Origin of the sequence: Bradyrhizobium centrolobii (assembly GCF_001641635.1) — a bacterium.
In the GTDB taxonomy this organism is placed as follows: domain Bacteria; phylum Pseudomonadota; class Alphaproteobacteria; order Rhizobiales; family Xanthobacteraceae; genus Bradyrhizobium; species Bradyrhizobium centrolobii.
In genome coordinates this window covers 20,449-38,938 of record NZ_LUUB01000105.1, presented here as the reverse complement: position 1 = coordinate 38,938, position 18,490 = coordinate 20,449, and the positions used below count along the sequence as shown (strand labels likewise).

The following is an 18,490-nucleotide window of genomic DNA, read 5'->3' as shown; positions in this document are numbered from 1 at the left end:
TTAAAGTCCCGCTGCCGCCGGCATCGGCTTGACCTTGCCGGCGCGTTCCTGCTTCAGCAGCTCCGCGACCAGGAAGGCCATGTCGATGGATTGCTCGGCATTGAGGCGGGGATCGCAGACGGTGTGGTAGCGGTCGTTGAGATCCTCGTCCGTGATCGCGCGGGCGCCGCCGAGGCACTCGGTGACGTCCTTGCCCGTCATCTCCAGATGCACGCCGCCGGCATGCGTCCCTTCGGCGGCGTGGATCGCGAAGAACGACTTCACCTCCGACAGGATGCGGTCGAACGGGCGCGTCTTGTAACCGGTGGTGGAGGTGATGGTGTTGCCGTGCATGGGGTCGCAGGACCAGACCACCACCCTGCCTTCGCGCTTCACGGCTCGGATCAGGTTCGGCAGATGCTCGACGACCTTGTCGGAGCCGAAGCGGCTGATCAGCGTCAGCCGGCCCGGCTCGTTGTCGGGGTTGAGCACGTCAATCAGCTTCAACAGATCATCGGCCTTCAGCGACGGGCCGCACTTCAACCCGATCGGGTTCTTGATGCCCCGGAAATATTCGACATGGCCGTGATCGAGCTGGCGGGTGCGGTCGCCGATCCAGATCATATGGCCGCTTGTCGCGTACCAGTCGCCGGTCGTAGAGTCGACACGTGTCATGGCCTGCTCGTAGCCGAGCAGCAGCGCCTCGTGGCTGGTGTAGAAATCGGTTGAGCGGAGTTCGGGATGGGCTTCCAGATCGAGGCCGCAGGCGCGCATGAAATTGAGCGCATCCGAGATGCGGTCGGCCAATTCTTTGTAGCGGCGGGACTGCGGGGAATCTTTCAGGAAGCCCAGCATCCACTGATGCACGCTGCCGAGATTGGCGTAGCCGCCGGTGGCGAAGGCGCGCAGCAGGTTCAGCGTCGCCGCCGACTGCCGGTAGGCCATCAGCTGACGCTGCGGATCCGGCACGCGCGCTTCCTTCGTGAAGGCGATGTCGTTGACGATGTCGCCGCGATAGCTCGGCAGCTCGACGCCACCCACCTTCTCGGTCGGCGACGACCGCGGTTTTGCAAACTGGCCGGCGATGCGGCCGACCTTCACCACCGGGACGGCGCCGGCATAGGTCAGCACGACCGCCATCTGCAGGAACACGCGGAAGAAGTCGCGGATGTTGTTGGCGCCATGTTCGGCGAAGCTCTCGGCGCAATCGCCGCCCTGGAGCAGGAAAGCCTCGCCGGCCGCGACCCGCGCCAGCGCCTTCTTCAGGTTGCGCGCCTCGCCCGCAAACACCAGCGGCGGAAAGGTCGCAAGCTGCGCCTCGACGTCGGCCAGCGCCTTGGCATCGGGATAGTCGGGCACCTGCAGCACCGGCTTGCTGCGCCAGCTCTCGGGCGTCCACCGCTCGGACATCGCAATCTCTCCGTGAAGCAAAAAGTACAACCTGATCTGTGGGTTGCGAAGGGCCGCCTTATACACAGGCTGGCAACCGACCGCCAGTTGTAAATCCGTTTTGCATTGCAACCCCTTGCGAGCAAAGCCGAATTCGCATCTGCTGTAAACTGCAAGGAAACTGCAGGACAGCGGCTGCCCATGGAAGCGGCACTGGACGACGTTTTCGTCGACGACATCACCTTCCCGGCCACGGACGGCTATTCACTTGCCGGCACCCTGTTCCTGCCGCGCGGGGCCAAGGGCCATGCCGTCCTGATCAATTCGGCGACCGCCGTCCCCCGCAAGATCTATCGCGGCTTTGCCTCCTATCTCGCCCACCGCGGCTGCGCGGTGCTGACCTATGATTACCGCGGCATCGGCGGCTCGCGCCTGCCGACGATGGTCGGCTACAACCAGCCGAAATCCCTGGTCGGCTTCAACGCCTCGATGTCGGACTGGGCGGCGCTCGACGTCACCGCCGCGGTTCGCTGGATGCGCGAACGCTACACCACCCTGCCCTTCGCCTATATCGGCCATTCCTTCGGCGGCCAGGCGCTCGGGCTGATCGAGAACAACAGCGAGGTGTCGCGCGCCCTGTTCGTGGCGTCCCAGGCCGCCACGTGGCGCCTGATGGCGCCGCCGGAGAAATATAGCGTCTTTGCCTTCATGAATTTCGTCGGCGTGCCGCTCGCCCACATGCTCGGCTACGCCCCCGGCTGGGTCGGCATCGGCGAGGACCTGCCCAAGGGCGTCTTCCTGCAATGGGCCGAGTGGGTCTCCAGCCCCCGCTATCTCTTCGATTCAAAGCTGCCGGCGCTGGAGAATTTTGCGAAGTTCAAGGGTGAGCTGCGCGCGCTCTGTTTCTCTGACGATCCCTGGGCGACGCGTCCGGCGGTCGAGCTGCTCGCCGCCGGCTTCACCGCGACCAGGCCGGAGGTGCTGACCGTCAAACCATCCGACGTCGGCGCCAAGAGCATCGGCCATTTCGGCTTCTTCCGCCCCGAACACCGCGACGCACTGTGGCGCGGCGCGGCGGAATGGATCCAGGGGGAGTGACGGTCAGGCACGATCGGTTGCCAAAGGCAGCTTGACGAGAACCCGAAATCCGGCTCGTCCGCTCGCGACGATGTTTACCGCTTCAATCGACCCGCCGAGCCGATCGACGATCCGCTTGACGATCGAGAGTCCAAGGCCGACGCCATCGCCTTCCGGACGCTGTCCGCGGAAGAACGGCTCGAATATCCGATCGATCTCGTCGGGAGAAACGCCGGGCCCGGTATCCTCGATCTGGAGGATGGCGGAGTCGCCATCCCGGTAGACGCACGCGTCGATCCGTCCGCCATGCTGCGTGAAGCGAAGCGCGTTGTCGAGGAGTTTGCGAACGACGGCGACAAGCATCACCGCTTCACCGCAAATCGAGGCGGGTTCTACGCGCGCAAAGCCGAGATCGACGCCGCGACTAGCCGCCTCGGGCAGTACGTCAGCAACGACCTCTTTTGCCACACCATCCAGCGCCACGATTGGCATCGTTGCGCCATCGGACGGCCCAGCATCTTGCCTCGCAAGTGCAAGCAACTGCTCCACCAGATGCCTGGTCCGGCGGATGCCCTGCCGGAGCGCTGCGAGACGGTCGCGCGCGTCGGCGGGCAGATCGATCGGATCGAGATTCTCCGCTTGCAAGCTCAGCGCCGTGATCGGGGTGCGCAGCTCATGCGCGGCGTCCGCAACGAAACGGCGCTGCTGATCCATCAAGAGGCATACGCGCTGCAACAGCCCGTTGATCGAGGCGATGAAGGGATGCAGCTCGCTCGGCATTTGTGCCGCCGGCAGCGCCGTCATGTCGTCGGCGCGCCTTCCATCGAGATCATCGGCAAGACGAACCATCGGCCGCAGCGAGCGCGCGATGACGATGGCGGTCACCAGCAACAGACAGGGAATGAGCGCCGCGATCGGCAGCACGGTACGGAACGCCATGTCGCTCGCGATCTCGTCGCGCACGGACGTGCGTTGCGCCACCGCGAAGCGCGTGCCATCGGACCGCGTCCGCAGCAGCACGCGGATGGACTGCCCCCCTCGCGTCGCCAGCGCAAGACCGTCCTCGAGGCTCCACAGCTTGAGCTCATCACCCGAAGCCTGCGGCGTCGCGGCCTGATCGATCAGCCACACCTCGGCGTCCTCGTCGACACCATGAAGCTCGCGGCCGCCCGTAAGGCTGCCGGTCTGTACGAGGCCGGCGATCTGGATCAGGACCGAGTCCTGCATCTCGATGGCCTCGTTGAAGGCCCAGTGATGCGCGAACAGTCCGCCGGCGATCCCAGTCAGCAGGATGATCGCAGTGAGGCCGGCGAAAAGCCGGCCGCGCAAGGACCTGATCATGGGCGCCCGTCCACCATCCAGCCGACCCCGCGCACGTTGCGGATCGCGTCGGGTCCGAGCTTCTTGCGCACGGCATGGATCAGGAACTCGATGGCGTTGCTCGCAACCTCCTCGTTCCATCCATAAATCTGCCGCTCGAGTTCGCCGCGCGACAATATCGTGCCGGGACGCGACAGCAGCGCATGGAGCAGCGCGAATTCACGCGCGGTGAGCACCGCCGACCTGGTCAGGTACAACGCCTCCCGGCTCGCCGGGTCCAGGCTGATCTTTCCGTTGCCGAGCTGCGCCGGCGAGCCGCTCGCCTCGCGGCGCGTGACCGCGCGCATCCGGGCCAGCAACTCGCGGATCTCGAACGGCTTGACGAGATAATCGTCGGCCCCGAGATCGAGCCCCTCGATCCTGTCGTCGATGGCATCGCGCGCCGTCACGATGATGATGGGAAGCCTGCGACCATCCGCGCGCAGCCGCCGCAGGATGTCCCGGCCGTCGGCGTTCGGCAGTCCGAGATCGAGCAGCAGCACCTCATAGGATTCGTTCGCGACAGCAAGCAGCGCGGTCTCGCCATCCCTCACCCAGTCGACCGCATAGGCCGCGTCCTTGAGCGCCTGCTCGACGGCGGCTCCAACCATCCTGTCGTCCTCGATCAGCAGAACCCGCAAACGTCCATCCTCAAGCTTCATGGGCCATCCGGCCCCAAAATCATGGCCATTCCGACTTAGAGCAGAGTTAGCGAGCGCCGAGAGGCCCAAATTGCGGAGAGGGCCTCCGTGCCCCGAATTTTCGTGCCCTAAGCCGGACCTAAGTCGGCCGGGCGACGGTCCCCATCGTTTGGATCGATGATCGGCGTTGGGAGATTTGGCGTGTCGCAATTCGCAAGCCTTGGCGCAAGGCAGATGTTGAACAAGGTTCCAGAGGTCACCGCGATCTTCTGGACCATCAAGATCCTATCGACCACGGTCGGCGAGACCGGCGCAGACTATCTCGCGGTGCACGTCGGCCTCGGCGCCAGCCTGACCGCGATCTGCATGACCGGCCTGTTGGCCGTCGCGCTCCTCCTGCAACTGAGCCGCCGCGCCTATGTACCCTGGATCTATTGGCTCACTGTCGTTCTCGTCAGCATCGTCGGCACGCAGCTCACCGATCTCCTGACTGACAAGCTCGAGGTCAGTCTCTCTGCAAGCACCACGGCGTTCGCCTGTGCGCTCGCAGCCACGTTTGCGGTCTGGTACGGCGTTGAGCGCACGCTGTCGATCCACACCATCGTCACGACGCGGCGCGAGCTGTTCTACTGGACGGCGATCCTGTTCACCTTCGCGCTCGGCACAGCCGCCGGCGATCTTGCGACAGAGGCGCTCGGCCTCGGCTTCCAGCTCGGCGTCATCGCGTTCGGAGTGCTGATCGCAGCGACAGCGATAACCTATCACATCGGCGCCAACCCGGTCCTCACCTTCTGGCTCGCTTACATCCTCACTCGCCCGCTCGGCGCCTCGCTTGGCGATCTGCTGTCGCAGTCGCGCGATTATGGCGGCATGGGCCTCGGTACGATCCAGACCAGCATCGCTTTTCTGAGCGTGATCGTCGTCCTCGTCGCCTGGGTGACGTTCGAAGGCGACGGCACCCGCCGGGCTGGGCCAGCGCAGTAATTCCAACCGCAAGTTTTCACCGCTCCCTGCACGGACGCGGGGCCCCCACGAGGAGAGACCCATGATGAAACTGATATCCGCCGTCGCCGTTTGCCTGGTGACAACCTTCACCAGTGAGCCGCGGATGCATGCGAGCCAGCACATCACCTTCGTGCCGCGCGCGGAGGCCGCGACAGCAAAGCTCGGCGATCTCACGCCGTTCCGGACCATCGTGGTCGATGTGGCCGCACTGATCGACAAGGGCGACCTTCCCGGCGCCAAGACCCGGATCAAGGACCTCGAAACCGAGTGGGACGAGGCCGAAGCGGGATTGAAGCCGCGTGCTGCAGCCGACTGGCACACCGTCGACAAAGCCATCGATCGCGCGCTGGAGGCGCTGCGCGCGAGCACGCCGGATGCCGCGAAATGCAAGCAGGCCGTGGTCGATCTGCTCGCGGTCATGGATAGCGTCGCGAAGGCCTGAGGCTCCCCGCACACCGCCATCGGAAATCTCAAGCGTCAGCCGCTACCCGGCTGACGCAGCAAAGAGGACACCATGCAGGATCATACCAAGAGCAGCATCGTCAGCGAAAGCAAGGTCCCCGAAGTCACGCTCGGCTTCTGGATCATCAAGATCGCCGCCACGACGCTCGGCGAGACCGGCGGCGACACCGTCACGATGACGCTGAACTGGGGTTACCTCGCAGGGACATGCCTGTTCCTGGCCGCCATGATCGTCCTGGTCGCAGCGCAGATCCGGGCGCACAGATTCCATCCGGCGCTTTACTGGGCAACCATCGTCGCGTCGACCACCTTCGGCACGACGATGGCCGACTTCGCCGACCGCTCGCTCGGCATCGGCTATACTGGCGGTTCGACGCTGCTCCTCACCTGCCTGGTACTGGTGCTTGGCCTCTGGTATCGCGCCGAAGGAACGGTCTCGGGCAACAGTGTCAGTACACCGCGCGTGGAGGCCTTCTACTGGGCCGCGATCACCTTTTCGCAGACACTGGGCACCGCGCTCGGCGACTGGATCGCCGACACCGGCGACATGGGCTACCGCGGCGGCGCGTTGATCTTCGCGGCGGGGCTGGCCATCATCGCAGCGCTGTATTTCTGGACCCGCGCCTCACGCGTCGCGCTGTTCTGGGCGGCCTTCATCCTGACCCGCCCGCTCGGCGCCACCGTCGGCGATTTCCTCGGCAAACCGCTCGACCATGGCGGCCTGGCCCTGAGCAGGCCGCTGGCCTCCGCCGTGATCGCCGTTTTCATCGTCGTCTGTCTGCTGCTGATCCCGCAACGCGCCGGACAGCATCCCGGCGAGACGCCCTCACTCAGCCGAACGTGAAGACGTAAGCCTGGACGCCGGGATCGAGAAAACGGATTTCAAACGTGTGGTCGCTCACACCGTCCGGCGTGCGGATGAGCTGATAGAGTCGCTGCGTGGTCACAACGCCGTTGCCGTCTGCATCAGCGTCCATGCCATGGGCCGCGCCGGGCGCCTTGCCGTCGATGGTGATGCGGAAGCGAACGCCGGCGCCTTCCGTCGCGGGGCCGAGTACAAGGTGCAGGTCGCGCGCATGAAAGCGGTAGACGATGCTGCCGTCCGGCTCGTTCAGTTGCGCGCGCTCGGGTCCGACCGTCCAGTTGCCGGTGAGTGACCAGTCGTTGAGCTGCGGCTCGCCCGCGGCGGCATAGACGTGGCTCTCGTCCTTCACCACGCCGCCGGGCGAGACGAAGTTCTCGCTGCGCTCATAACCGACATAGGTCTCCGGCGACTTGACGTCGGCATTGTCGGAGGCGGCCTCCGCGCCCGACGCCTTGACGGCCACGATGTCGGACGGAACGTTCTTGTTGCCGGCCTCTGCTAGCAGCGCCTGGATGACGCGCTCAGACTCCGCGTATTCCCCCTCGCCGAAATGGTGGTGACGGACCTTGCCGTTGGCATCGATGAAATAGTGCGCGGGCCAGTACTGGTTCTCGAAGGAGCGCCAGATCTTGTAGTCGTTGTCGATCGCGACGGGGTAGCCGATTTTGAGCGTCGCGATGGCGTTTTTGACGTTGTCGACATTGCGCTCGAAGGCAAATTCGGGCGCGTGGACGCCGATCACCACGAGGCCACCATCGCGATATTTCTCCGCCCACGCCCGGACGTACGGGATCGAGCGCAGACAGTTGATGCAGGAATAGGTCCAGAAGTCGACGAGGACGACCTTGCCCTTCAGCCGATCAAGGCTGAGCGGCGCCGAGTTCAGCCATTCCTGGGCGCCGGCGAGCGAAGGATTGAGATCCTCGACTCGCAGATCGGTCGTGGCCTCACCGGCGGGCCTGGCCTGCATCGACGGACCCGTCATCGCCGTCTTCTCGTTCGGGCGGAGCTTGTCGAGCAGCGCCTGCTCGATTGACGTCGTGCTGCCGACCGAGAGATTGGTGAGGAAGCCTGTGTCCAGGCCCAGCGCAATGGCGACGACAGCCGCCAGCACCGCCACACCGACGCCGCGCCTGATCCATTCGCCGGCGCCGATCGATTGCTTCATCGCGGCGAAGACGCGTCCGCCGACCAGGAGGGCCAGCGCCAGCGATGTCGCGGCGCCCGTGGCGTAGACCAGCAGCAGCAGCGCGGTCCTGGCGTTGGCGCCTTCGAGCGCAGCGCCCGTGAGGATCAGGCCGAGGACAGGGCCGGCGCAGGGCGCCCAGAGCAAGCCGGTGGCAATGCCGAGCACGAAGGGCGCGACGATGCTCTCCTCACCCGCCTGCCCCGCCGATTGCGACATCCGCGCGCCCACTGCCACCAGAGGACGCATCAGGCGATCGGCGAATTCCGGGAAGACCAGCGTCAGGCCGAAGACGGCGAGCAGGATCAGGGCGGCGCCGCGTCCATACTGGTTGGCGGATACGACCCAACCGCCCGCGACGGAGGCGAACGTCGCGACGACGGCAAACGCCAGCGCCATGCCGATCAGCATCGGCAGTCCATTCCTGAGGAACGGACGGTCGGCGCGCGCCAGTACGAACGGAATGACCGGCAGGATGCACGGGCTCACGATGGTCAGGACGCCACCGAGATAGGCGAGCAGAAACAGGATCATGAGCCCGCTCTTATCACCGCTCGGAAGGGCCGATCTTCACAAGACCGTTTTCGGTCGGAGAAACAGCCCGTAACGGGCGCAAGGCTCGGAGGACGGCCGTATCGAAGGCCTGAGCCCTCGATCGCGCTGCTCAACGAATGACCGTCGTCAGAGAGGAATACCGCCTGGCGGTCTTTGCTTCGCTCGGCGTGAACTGCGCAAATGCGGCGCTGACGCGTGCTGCCGGCGTCGTGTTGCTTGCGAAGCGAAACTCGTTCGACCGCGGCGCGTAGAAGGTGCTCTGATAGTACGCGTCGTCGAAGCGCGCCTCGCCGATGCCGAACAACGCGTCGCAGACGAACAGGAGCGCGTACACCCCCGCGACCGCAACGACGATCTCTTTGAGAATAGACATGCTGATGCCCCGCCCTTTTGTCGGGAAGGATGCACGCCAGTTCCAAAGCTCAGGTTTAAGGGGCGCGATTCCCGTCCGCAGGGTTTGCCGCCGCTGAGCGGATTGCAGACAATTTTATCGACCTGGAAAAGGAAGCCCGCCTGACCGGACGATTCAAGAGCTGGCCGGCTCGGGAGGTTTTCAGACGGCCAGGTTCATCCACACCGCCTTGGGCTCGGTGAAATTGTCGATCGCGGCGGTGCCGTGCTCACGGCCGAGGCCGGAGTCGCGCTCGCCGCCCCAGGGCAGGCGCACATCGGTATAGCCATAGGTGTTCATCCAGACCGTGCCCGCCCGCGCGCGCTTGGCGAAGCGCTGGAGCTTGCCGATATCCCGGCTCCAGACGCCGGCGGCGAGGCTGTAGGCCGTGCCGTTGGCGATCCTGAGCGCATCTGCCTCATCCTTGAATTTGATGACGCTGACGACGGGACCAAAAATCTCCTCCTGCGAGATCCGCATCTCGTGCTCGACATCGGCGAACACCGCGGGGCTGATGAAATAGCCGCGCTCGCCGACCCGCTCGCCGCCGGTGACGAGGGTTGCGCATTCCTTCTGTCCGATATCGACATAGTCGAGGATCGACTTCATCTGCTTCTCGGAGATCACGGGCCCGAGCGTCGTCTTGCGGTCGAGCGGATCGCCCATTTTCAGCGATTTCGCGCGCGCGGCCAGCCGCTCGACGACCTCGTCATAGGCCTTCTCCTGCACCAGCACGCGGGAGCCGGCCGAGCACACCTGGCCCGCGTTGAAGAAGATGCCGGAGGCGGCAGCCTTTGATGCGGCTTCGAGATCGGCGTCGTCGAAGATGACGTTACCCGACTTGCCGCCGAGCTCGAGCGAGACGCGCTTGAAGTTGCCGGCAGCGCCCTTCATGATTCCGCGCCCCACACCGGGCGAGCCGGTGAAGGTCACCTTGTCGACATCGGGATGATTGACCAGCGCGTCGCCGACGACGCGGCCCGGACCCGTGACGACATTGAAGACGCCCGGCGGCAGGCCGGCTTCGAGCGCCAGCTCGGCGATGCGCAACGCCGACAGCGAGGTCAGCTCGGCGGGCTTCATCACGACGGTGCAGCCACAGGCGAGCGCCGGCGCGAGCTTCCACATGCCGATCATCAGGGGGAAATTCCACGGCACGATCGCCGCGACCACGCCGACCGGCTCGCGCATGGTGTAGGTCAAGGCATCGTCGCGCACGGGAACGACATCGCCGCTGATCTTGTCGGCCCAGCCGGCGTAGTAGATCAATGTGTCGACGGCAGCCGGGAAATCCTGGCGCAGCGTGGCGGCGATCGGTTTGCCTGCATCGATTGACTCGATCTCGACGATCTCGTCGGCGTGGGTTTTGAGAAGCTCTGCCCAGCGCAGCAGGATCTGGCCGCGCTCCGACGCGCGCATCGTGCGCCAGGGGCCTTCGAAAGCCCGGCGCGCGGCCGCCACGGCGTGTTCGACGTCCGCCTCGTTGCCCTCGGCGATAGTGGCGATGACCTGCCCGGTGGCAGGATTGAGTGACTTGAAGGTGCGCCCGGAGCTGGCGGGGACGCGGCGGCCATCGATCAATAGATGCTGCGGCCGAGACATGAACTCGCTGGCCGGCGAGTGCGCAAAGTCATATGCAACAGACATCATATTTCCTCCTGTTCTGGTATACCAGTCTAGGAGGCTATTTGCTGTAGTAAATATGATATGATTTGCCTATGGACGCCGCACATATGAAGTCGACTACATAAAGTTATTCCAATGCTCCAGATCGAGATCGAGGCCGTTTGGCGGTTTCGCCGGGAGGGCAGCCCGCGCAGCGCGGTGGTCATGCTCGGCGTGCTCAATGAAATCCGGAAGACCGGAAAGATCACCAGTGCCGCCAACGACGCGCAGCTCTCCTACCGGCACGTCTGGAATCTGATCGAGCAATGGTCGGAGTTCTTCGGCACGCCGCTGGTCGAAACCCAGCGCGGCAAGGGCTCCAGGCTCACGCCGTTCGGAGAGCGGCTGGTGTGGGCCGGCGAGCGCATGCAGGCGCGGCTCGGCCCGCAGCTCGACAACCTCGCGCAGGAGCTGGCGAGCGAGATCAAGCCGTTCCTCGAGCAGCGGCCCTCGGTGATCCGCGTGCATGCCAGCCACGGTTTTGCGGTGGCCAAGCTGCGCGAATTCCTAGACCGCGAACCGGGCATCGGCGTCGATCTGCGCTATGTCAGCAACCAGCATTCGCTGGTCTCGCTCGCCCAGGGCGCCTGCGACCTCTCCGGCCTGCACCTGCCGCACGGCGCGTTGCGGGCCCAGGGCATCAAGGCGGCACGCGAATGGCTCGATCCACGCGAGGACCGCATCATCAATTTCGTCACGCGCGAGATGGGGCTGATGGTCGCGCGGGGCAATCCGCTTCACATCGGGTCGATCGAGGATTTGACCGCTCCGAAGGTGCGCTTCGTCAACCGCGACCACGATTCCGGCACGCGTCTTCTGTTCGACCAGCTGCTCGCCGCACACGGCATCGACGAGAGCCGCATCAACGGCGCGCAGCAGATCGAGTTCACCCACGCCGCGGTCGCGGCCTATGTCGCGAGCGGCATGGCGGATGCGAGCTTCGGTGTCGAAGCGGCGGCCCGGCATTTCGGTCTCGATTTCATCCGCGTCCTGACCGAGGATTATTTCTTCGTCTGCAAGCGCACATTCCTGGACACCGAACCGATGCAGCGCGTGCTCGAGATCATCCGCAGCGCCGATTTTCGTGCGGCTGTCGCCACCCTGCCCGGCTACGTACCGTCGGATACGGGCGCCGTGACCGGTGTAAAGGCCTTTCTGGAGATGCACGCCGTGCGGTGATGCCGCACGCCGCATGCATGGCATGCGCGCCGCACATCGCTCAGCGAACCATCTGGACGAGGCCAGGCATCCGCTATATCATTCTGAATATAGCGTGAGCATCATGAGATGCCGCGTGTAGGGCTTGCTGGATGTTTCAACGCCGTCGATCTGCCGTCGCGCTCCGTCACGTTGCATTTGAGGATCTCGGCCTGCTCGCGCCGATCATGGAGCGCGAAGGCTGGAATGTTTCGTTCTGCGAGGCGCCGGTCGACGATCTCAACCATGCTTCGATCCGGGATGCCGACCTCCTGATCGTTCTCGGCGGCCCGATCGGCGTCTACGAGACCGAGAGCTATCCCTTCATCGTCAGGGAAATCGAGCTGCTGGAGCGCCGCATTGCCCTGGGCTTGCCGACGCTCGGAATTTGCCTCGGCGCGCAGCTCATGGCGAAGGCGCTCGGCGCGCGTGTCCATGCCGGCCACGTCAAGGAGATCGGCTGGGGATCGGTCACGCTGTCGGAAGCCGGCCTCGCCTCCAGCCTGAAGCCGCTTGCCGATGGCACGCCGGTTCTGCACTGGCACGGTGACACCTTCGATCTTCCCGATAGCGCCGTGCGGCTCGCCTCGAACGAGAACTACGATATCCAGGCGTTTGCCTTCGGAAGCAACGCGCTTGCGCTCCAGTTTCACCTGGAGGCCGATCCGCGGCAGCTCGAGGAGTGGTATGTCGGCCACGCCGTCGAGCTTGCGGGCGCCGGGATTTCGATACGTGAGCTCCGGGCGAAGACCGCGGAAGCCTCGAAGATTCTCGCACGCCAGGCCGATCGCGTCTTCGCCGACTGGCTCGGCCAACTCGGGCAAGGCGATACTGCAGCCAAGACCGCTCAAGCAAGGTGAAGAAATGGCAGACTATCCCCTGATCGAACTCTACATCGACGGACAATGGAAGCGCGCGGGCGGGCAGCCCATCATCAATCCCGCCGACGAAAGCGTGCTGGGCACTGTTCCGACCGCGACCAGATCCGATCTCGATGATGCGCTCGCGGCCGCCGAGAAAGGATTTGCGGTCTGGCGCAACACCGCGCCCGCCAAGCGCGCGCAGATCATCCTGAAGGCCGCGGCGCTCATTCGCGAGCGCGTCGATGTGATGGCGGCCGCCATGACGCTCGAACAGGGCAAGCCGATCGAACAGGCGCGGCTCGAAATCCTCAGGGGCTGCGATATCATCGAGTGGGACGCGACCGAAGGCTTGCGTCTCTATGGCCGGGTGATCCCGAGCGAGCCCGGTATGCGCCACACGGTGCTGCGGCAGCCGATTGGCCCGGTCGCGGCCTTCTCGCCCTGGAATTTCCCGATGAGCTCGCCCGCCCGCAAGGTCGCGGGTGCCCTCTCCGCCGGCTGCTCGATCATCCTGAAGGCCTCGGAGGAGACCCCGGCGGGTGCGGCGCAGCTCGTGCGCGCCTTCCATGACGCGGGCCTGCCGCCTGGCGTGCTCAACCTCGTGTTCGGCAATCCCGCCGAGATTTCCGACTATCTGATCCCGCAGTCGCGCATCCGGCTCGTGACCTTCACCGGCTCCATTCCCGTCGGCAAGCATCTCGCCGAGATGGCCGGACGGCACATGAAGCCGGCGATCATGGAGCTCGGCGGCCACGCGCCGGTGATCGTCTGCGACGATGTCGATCCCGTCGCGACGGCGGCCACGTCCGTCGTCGGCAAGTCGCGCAATGCCGGGCAGGTCTGCGTCGCACCGACGCGCTTCTTCGTGCAGGAGAAGATCTTTGAACAGTTCGCGCAGTCATTCGCCGAGCGCGCGAGCCAGCTGAAGGTCGGCAACGGTCTCGATCCGTCGACCCAGTTGGGCCCGCTCGCCAACGCGCGGCGGATCGACGCGATGGAGACGCTGGTCGGCGATGCCAAGGCGAAAGGCGCGCGCGTGCTTGCCGGCGGACAGCGCATCGGCAATCGCGGCTACTTCTTTCCGCTCACGGTTCTCGCCGACGTGCCCGACGATGCGCGCGCCATGAACGAGGAGCCTTTCGGGCCGCTCGCACTGGTCAATCCGGTCAAGACGCTGGATGAGGCGATCGAGAAGGCCAACGCACTTCCCTATGGCCTCGCGGCCTACGCCTTCACGCGCTCCGCCGGCAATGCCGAACGCCTCGCCGAGGGCGTCGAGGTCGGCAATCTCTCGATCAACCATTTTGTCGCTTCCCTTGCCGAGACGCCGTTCGGCGGCGTGAAGGACAGCGGCTATGGCCGCGAGGGCGGCACCGAGGGGTTGCAGTGCTACACCGTCGTCAAGAACGTCTCGCACAACACAGTAGGACGCTTCATGCAGCACAGCGCACCGCGCCATCAGGACGGAAGTGCCGGCGACGCCAATTACGGCGCCATCGGCAAGGGCTATACGAGTTTCCGCCAACCGGACCCGCGCATTGCGGAGCTGATCGAGGCAGCGCTTGGTGAGGCCCGCACGATCCTCAATGTCGGCGCCGGTGCCGGCTCCTACGAACCGGTCGGTCGCACCGTAACCGCGGTCGAACCGTCGCAATCGATGCGGGCGCAGCGGCCGGCGCATCTTCCCGTCGCGATCGACGCCGTTGCGGAAAACCTTCCTTTCGAGGACGCATCGTTCGGCGCCGCGATGTCGACCTTCTCCGTGCATCAGTGGAAGAACCTCAACGCGGGCCTGCGCGAGATGCGGCGGGTGACGCGCGGTCCGATCGCGATCATGACCTGCGATCCCGACGAGCTCGATCGCTTTTGGCTTCATGCCTATTGCCCGGAGGTGATCGCGGTCGAGGCGGCCCGCTATCCGGCGATCAAGGATATCGCAGCAGCGCTCGGCGGCACGACGGACGTCCTGCCCGTTCCGATTCCGCTCGACTGCAGCGACGGCTTCAATGAGGCCTACTACGGCCGGCCCGAGATGCTGCTGGATCCGGCCGCGCGGCTCGCCTGCTCGGCCTGGAGCTTCGTCAGCGAGGACGTGGTGCGGCGCTTCGAGGACCGGCTCGGTAGCGATCTCGCCTCCGGCCGATGGGAGGCGCGTTACGGATACTATCGGAAACAGCCAACCTTCGCCGGCTCGCTCAAGCTGATCGTCAATCATATCTGACCTGTCGAATGGCCGCGCCGGAGCCGAGGTGCGCTCTGGATATCCGGCGCCCTCACCTTGTCCAGGGCGGGCAAGAGTGGCAATCTCGCAGGCGAGTGGCCCAAGAGACCCAATCATGTCGCGCGCGAGCGCCAAATCGCTCCCCCAACTGAGCCTTCGTATCGACCTCGACAGCGAGGATCGGATCGGACCCGGCAAGATCGAGCTCCTGGAGCAGATCCGCCAGCACGGCTCGATCTCGGCGGCCGGCCGCGCCATGGACATGTCCTACAAGCGCGCATGGGACCTCGTGGACGAGATCAACCGCATCTGCGGCCACGCCGCGGTGGAGCCGCAGGCCGGCGGCAAGAATGGCGGGGGTGCGATGCTCACACCCTTCGGCGCCGCCCTGGTCGCGCGCTACCGCAAGATCGAGCGCGACGCCGCACGCGCGGTGCGCAGGGAGCTGATGGCGCTGAAGACCGACATCGCCCGTTCGCGCAAATCCTGATCGCGCCCGGCGGCTAGTTCGGCCGCACCGTCATCTCGGGCATAGCTTGAGTCAGGGCCTCGCCCAGCAGGCTTTGCTCGGCCTTGGGGATCGAGAAGCGCACCTTGAAACCGTCCTCGGTCGCAAGCGTGATGATACGCTGACTCGTATCGGTCGACTGCTCCAGCACCCAGGACGCCAATGGATAGGCATAGCGCAGACTCTGGTCGCCGTAGCGGGCCTTGAGCGCCGTCTCGAGCAAGCCGGGCAAGGTCATGATCAGCGCGCCGACCTGGTTCAGCGAGATGCTGACGGCGGCGGGATTTCCCGCCGCGTCCTCGAAGCCCAGCGAGATCGCGCCGCCGTCGGCCGCCACTTCGCAGGTCGTGAGCGATCTGACCTTGATTTCCATCGCAAATCCCGGAACGCACTTTCGCTATATTCTTCAGGATATATCGATACCAACGTCGGCGTCCAGCCGCGTTTTTCTGGAATCCGTCGAACCGGATGCCATGGCCGGTCCAGTCGGATCTGAAATAGGCCGACGTCGCCCAATCAGTGCCCGGCCTCCTTGCGATACGCGTTGTCGGCGAGACGGTCGACCCAGGCGATGCCGATCGCGGAGATGATGAAGGTCAGATGGATCAGCACCTGCCACATCACGCCGGTCTCGGTGAAATTGCTGCGCGTCGTCCCGAGATTTCCCGCCTCGATGAAGGTTCGCAGCAGCGAGATCGAGGAGATGCCGATGATCGCCATCGCGAGCTTGATCTTGAGCACGCTGGCGTTGACGTGGCTCAGCCATTCCGGCTCGTCCGGATGGCCGCGCAGGTTGAGACGGGAGACGAAGGTCTCGTAGCCGCCGACGATCACCATCACGAGCAGGTTCGAGATCATGACGACGTCGATCAGCCCGAGCACGGTGAGCATGATCTGCTGCTCATTGACATCGAACCAGTGCACGGCGAGATGCCAGAGCTCTTTCAGGAACAGCAGCACATAGACGGCCTGCGCGACGATGAGGCCGACATAAAGCGGCAATTGCAGCCAGCGCGAGCCGAAGATCAGCCTCGGGAACAGGCCGATCGGCGGCTGCGGCGCGGCGCGCGCCGAAGGGGCTTTGCGTTCGGACGTCATTGATCACTCCGGATTTGCGGACAGGAAAGCCGAGCCTCACAGGCTCGCGATGACCGGCGCGAGCTCGAGCGAGCCGCGATAGATCATCTCGATAGCGACATAGACGATGATCGCGAGACCGACATAGGCGATCCAACGCTGCTTCTGGAGCACGCGGCCGAGCAGGTCCGCGGCGACGCCCATCATGGCGACCGACAGCAGCAGGCCGAAGGCGAGGATGTAGGGATGCTCGCGGGCGGCGCCCGCCACCGCGAGCACGTTGTCGAGCGACATCGAGACGTCGGCGGCGACGATCTGCAGGGCGGCCTGGCCGAAGGTCTTGTGCGGCACCGGCGCGACACTAGCGCCGTTGCCATGGCTGAAGGCGAGTTCGCTCCTGTGCGCGGCCTGTTCGCGCAGCTCGCGCCACATCTTCCAACATACCCACAACAGCAGCACGCCGCCGGCGAGCAGCAGGCCGATCACCTGCAGGAGCTGGGTCGCAACGCCGGCAAAGACAATGCGCAGCGCGGTCGCGGCGACGATGCCGACGATGATGGCGCGGCGGCGCTGCTCGGCCGGCAGGCCCGCCGCGGCAAGGCCGATGACGACGGCGTTGTCGCCGGCAAGCACGAGGTCGATCAGGACGACCTGGAGCAGCGCGGCGAGCGCGTCGGCGGTGATGAATTCAATCATGACTGATCATTTTTAGGTGCGGACGGATCGAGCCACTGCGGCTTGCGCCGCTCGACCCAATCCAGGACCTTCGAACGCGAGGCGCGCAGCGGCGGCACGTCTTCGGCGAGCAATGCAAGGCCGAGCGGCAGCATCCAGATGCCGAGCACCGGCAGGAAGGAGAACACGCCGCCGACGACCAGTAGCGCGCCCGAGGGGATCCGCACCCACCGGCTGGACGGTTGAAGCAGATAGGAGACGGTGTCGCCCATGCGCGGCGGCAACCGATGGACGAGCTTATCGAGGCGCGGGTCGCCGCCGGCCAGTTGGCCGGCAGCGCCCTTGGGCGCCGTCGAGCGTTCGTCGGGAGCCGCGCTCATCCCTAGTCCTCGGAAGCTGCGCGCTGTTCGGCGCGCACCGCACTCGGCGTGACCTGCTTCGCGCGCGGCAACACCAGCGTCAGCAGGCGCAACAGCTTGATCGCCTGCACTTCATGGGGGTGGACGTCCTCGTCCGCGGCCGCGACGCGCTCCGACAGCTCCATCAGATGGGACGAGAGCGGCATGTCCGAGACCGGCCGCAGGGTGTCGATCACCACATTGGCGAAGTCCGGCTCCTCGAGCCGTTCGGCGAGTTCGTCGAACATCGCAAACAGCCGGTCGTCGGTGATGTGCGGCGCCAGCCCACGATCCCTGATGAAGCGGATCACCTCGTCGCGCTCGACCGGCGAGACACGCCGGTCGGCCACGGCGACGAGCGCGCCGGCAATCACCAGCGCCACCGCAGCCTGCTCATTGAGGCTGGACGGCTCCGTGATCTCGATCTCGAGCGGATTTGAATGCTTGTTGTCGGAAGAATTGGCGTCAGACATCGTTGCTCCTCAACTTTGCGCAAATGGCCGCGCAGAGCTGCGATAGGGGCGATGTCGGAGAGAACAGACAGGCTGGGCCCGACGATCGGCCGATCCATCGCATTCGCGCGGGACAGGTCATCCGACATCGCGAGGTTTGCCGACGTTGTCGGTGTCCTCGCCAGAGGGGCCCGGATTGTTGTTCTTGTGAGAGATAAAGGTGAGGCGATTGGAATCAAGGCCGCAAGAGTGCGACCAGCGGCCGCATCGGTTCCATGTTGCCGTATCCGGGCAAGCCGGCTTAGGCGCAGGCGTCCTCCGCATCAATGACGGCCGGGCGCGCGCTGGCCGTTTGCGTACCGACGTCTTGCGCGACGACAGCGCAACATCTTCAGTGTCGTCCCGGCGAAAGGACCCATAGCCACAGGGAGCAGTTGTCGCGACAACCACGAGTCTTAGCCAAACAGGATCCTTTGGTTATGGGTCCCGGCCTTCGCCGGGACGACGGTGGGGAGATATCTCGCG

The 18,490-nt window shown here is 65.1% G+C and carries 19 protein-coding genes and 1 pseudogene; 9 read left to right on the top strand and 11 right to left on the bottom strand.

All coding sequences use genetic code 11. The features are described 5' to 3' along the window. A complete protein-coding gene (locus tag AYJ54_RS37935) occupies window positions 1-1,389 on the bottom strand; it encodes a class II 3-deoxy-7-phosphoheptulonate synthase (RefSeq protein WP_063707366.1) in 1,389 nt (462 codons plus the stop codon). A gap of 180 nt (window positions 1,390-1,569) precedes the next feature. Here AYJ54_RS37935 and AYJ54_RS37930 point away from each other — a divergent pair, with 180 nt between their 5' ends. Next, window positions 1,570-2,466 carry an alpha/beta hydrolase family protein gene (locus tag AYJ54_RS37930; protein ID WP_063707364.1) on the top strand — a complete coding sequence of 299 codons (897 nt, stop codon included), beginning with the start codon at window positions 1,570-1,572 and terminating at the stop codon, window positions 2,464-2,466. A 3-nt stretch (window positions 2,467-2,469) separates the two neighbouring features. On the opposite strand, the gene AYJ54_RS37925 is transcribed toward AYJ54_RS37930, so the two are convergent. Together AYJ54_RS37925 and AYJ54_RS37920 are read right to left on the bottom strand one after the other, a co-directional pair. Beyond that, window positions 2,470-3,786, bottom strand: a complete 1,317-nt coding sequence (locus tag AYJ54_RS37925; RefSeq protein WP_063707362.1) for an ATP-binding protein — start codon at window positions 3,784-3,786, stop codon at window positions 2,470-2,472. Further along, complete coding sequence (locus AYJ54_RS37920) at window positions 3,783-4,445, bottom strand: response regulator transcription factor (protein WP_063707402.1); 663 nt, start codon at window positions 4,443-4,445, stop codon at window positions 3,783-3,785. Before AYJ54_RS37920 ends, AYJ54_RS37925 begins: the two co-directional genes overlap by 4 nt. Before the next feature lie 234 nt (window positions 4,446-4,679). On the opposite strand from AYJ54_RS37920, the gene AYJ54_RS37915 reads away from it, so the two are divergent. From AYJ54_RS37915 to AYJ54_RS37905, 3 genes are all read left to right on the top strand, one after another. Further along, window positions 4,680-5,429 carry a COG4705 family protein gene (locus tag AYJ54_RS37915; RefSeq protein ID WP_063707400.1) on the top strand — a complete coding sequence of 250 codons (750 nt, stop codon included), beginning with the start codon at window positions 4,680-4,682 and terminating at the stop codon, window positions 5,427-5,429. 61 nt (window positions 5,430-5,490) lie between these two features. Further along, window positions 5,491-5,892: a hypothetical protein gene (locus AYJ54_RS37910; protein WP_136624214.1), complete on the top strand. Its 402-nt coding sequence runs from the start codon at window positions 5,491-5,493 to the stop codon at window positions 5,890-5,892. A 72-nt stretch (window positions 5,893-5,964) separates the two neighbouring features. Beyond that, window positions 5,965-6,756, top strand: a complete 792-nt coding sequence (locus tag AYJ54_RS37905; RefSeq protein WP_063707361.1) for a COG4705 family protein — start codon at window positions 5,965-5,967, stop codon at window positions 6,754-6,756. Here AYJ54_RS37905 and AYJ54_RS37900 read toward each other — a convergent pair. The 3 genes from AYJ54_RS37900 to AYJ54_RS37890 all read right to left on the bottom strand — a co-directional run bounded on the left by AYJ54_RS37900 (window position 6,743) and on the right by AYJ54_RS37890 (window position 10,556). Further along, on the bottom strand, window positions 6,743-8,497 hold the full coding sequence (locus AYJ54_RS37900) for a cytochrome c biogenesis protein DipZ (RefSeq protein WP_063707359.1): 1,755 nt from the start codon (window positions 8,495-8,497) through the stop codon (window positions 6,743-6,745). The genes AYJ54_RS37905 and AYJ54_RS37900 overlap by 14 nt on opposite strands. Window positions 8,498-8,627: 130 nt before the next feature. Next, a complete protein-coding gene (locus AYJ54_RS37895; protein ID WP_063707357.1) occupies window positions 8,628-8,891 on the bottom strand; it encodes a hypothetical protein in 264 nt (87 codons plus the stop codon). A gap of 180 nt (window positions 8,892-9,071) precedes the next feature. Next, on the bottom strand, window positions 9,072-10,556 hold the full coding sequence (locus AYJ54_RS37890; RefSeq protein ID WP_063707396.1) for an aldehyde dehydrogenase family protein: 1,485 nt from the start codon (window positions 10,554-10,556) through the stop codon (window positions 9,072-9,074). 114 nt (window positions 10,557-10,670) lie between these two features. Here AYJ54_RS37890 and AYJ54_RS37885 point away from each other — a divergent pair, with 114 nt between their 5' ends. The 5 genes and pseudogenes from AYJ54_RS37885 (at window position 10,671) to AYJ54_RS37870 (ending at window position 15,345) form a co-directional block, all read left to right on the top strand. Next, window positions 10,671-11,753, top strand: coding sequence for a substrate-binding domain-containing protein (locus AYJ54_RS37885; RefSeq protein ID WP_063707356.1), 1,083 nt, complete (start codon window positions 10,671-10,673; stop codon window positions 11,751-11,753). Window positions 11,754-11,884: 131 nt separating this feature from the next. Next, a complete protein-coding gene (locus tag AYJ54_RS37880) occupies window positions 11,885-12,631 on the top strand; it encodes a glutamine amidotransferase (protein ID WP_063707354.1) in 747 nt (248 codons plus the stop codon). A gap of 4 nt (window positions 12,632-12,635) precedes the next feature. Continuing rightward, window positions 12,636-14,060 (top strand): annotated as a pseudogene (locus AYJ54_RS53085) (NAD-dependent succinate-semialdehyde dehydrogenase); the annotation flags it as partial. A 9-nt stretch (window positions 14,061-14,069) separates the two neighbouring features. After that, the gene (locus AYJ54_RS53080) at window positions 14,070-14,855 is read left to right on the top strand and encodes a class I SAM-dependent methyltransferase (protein WP_245329229.1); all 786 of its coding nucleotides are present in this window, start codon (window positions 14,070-14,072) and stop codon (window positions 14,853-14,855) included. A gap of 115 nt (window positions 14,856-14,970) precedes the next feature. Beyond that, window positions 14,971-15,345: a winged helix-turn-helix domain-containing protein gene (locus AYJ54_RS37870; RefSeq protein ID WP_063707352.1), complete on the top strand. Its 375-nt coding sequence runs from the start codon at window positions 14,971-14,973 to the stop codon at window positions 15,343-15,345. A gap of 13 nt (window positions 15,346-15,358) precedes the next feature. On the opposite strand, the gene AYJ54_RS37865 is transcribed toward AYJ54_RS37870, so the two are convergent. The 5 genes from AYJ54_RS37865 to AYJ54_RS37845 form a co-directional block, all read right to left on the bottom strand. Then, window positions 15,359-15,736 carry a hypothetical protein gene (locus AYJ54_RS37865; RefSeq protein ID WP_063707350.1) on the bottom strand — a complete coding sequence of 126 codons (378 nt, stop codon included), beginning with the start codon at window positions 15,734-15,736 and terminating at the stop codon, window positions 15,359-15,361. Window positions 15,737-15,879: 143 nt separating this feature from the next. Next, window positions 15,880-16,461 carry a TIGR00645 family protein gene (locus AYJ54_RS37860; RefSeq protein ID WP_063707348.1) on the bottom strand — a complete coding sequence of 194 codons (582 nt, stop codon included), beginning with the start codon at window positions 16,459-16,461 and terminating at the stop codon, window positions 15,880-15,882. 36 nt (window positions 16,462-16,497) lie between these two features. Next, entirely contained in the window at window positions 16,498-17,136 is a 639-nt protein-coding gene (locus tag AYJ54_RS37855; RefSeq protein ID WP_063707346.1) for a TerC family protein, read from the bottom strand. Continuing rightward, on the bottom strand, window positions 17,133-17,495 hold the full coding sequence (locus AYJ54_RS37850) for a hypothetical protein (protein ID WP_063707344.1): 363 nt from the start codon (window positions 17,493-17,495) through the stop codon (window positions 17,133-17,135). Before AYJ54_RS37850 ends, AYJ54_RS37855 begins: the two co-directional genes overlap by 4 nt. 2 nt (window positions 17,496-17,497) lie before the next feature. Beyond that, on the bottom strand, window positions 17,498-17,986 hold the full coding sequence (locus AYJ54_RS37845) for a TerB family tellurite resistance protein (protein ID WP_063707343.1): 489 nt from the start codon (window positions 17,984-17,986) through the stop codon (window positions 17,498-17,500). Window positions 17,987-18,490: the final 504 nt, after the last annotated feature.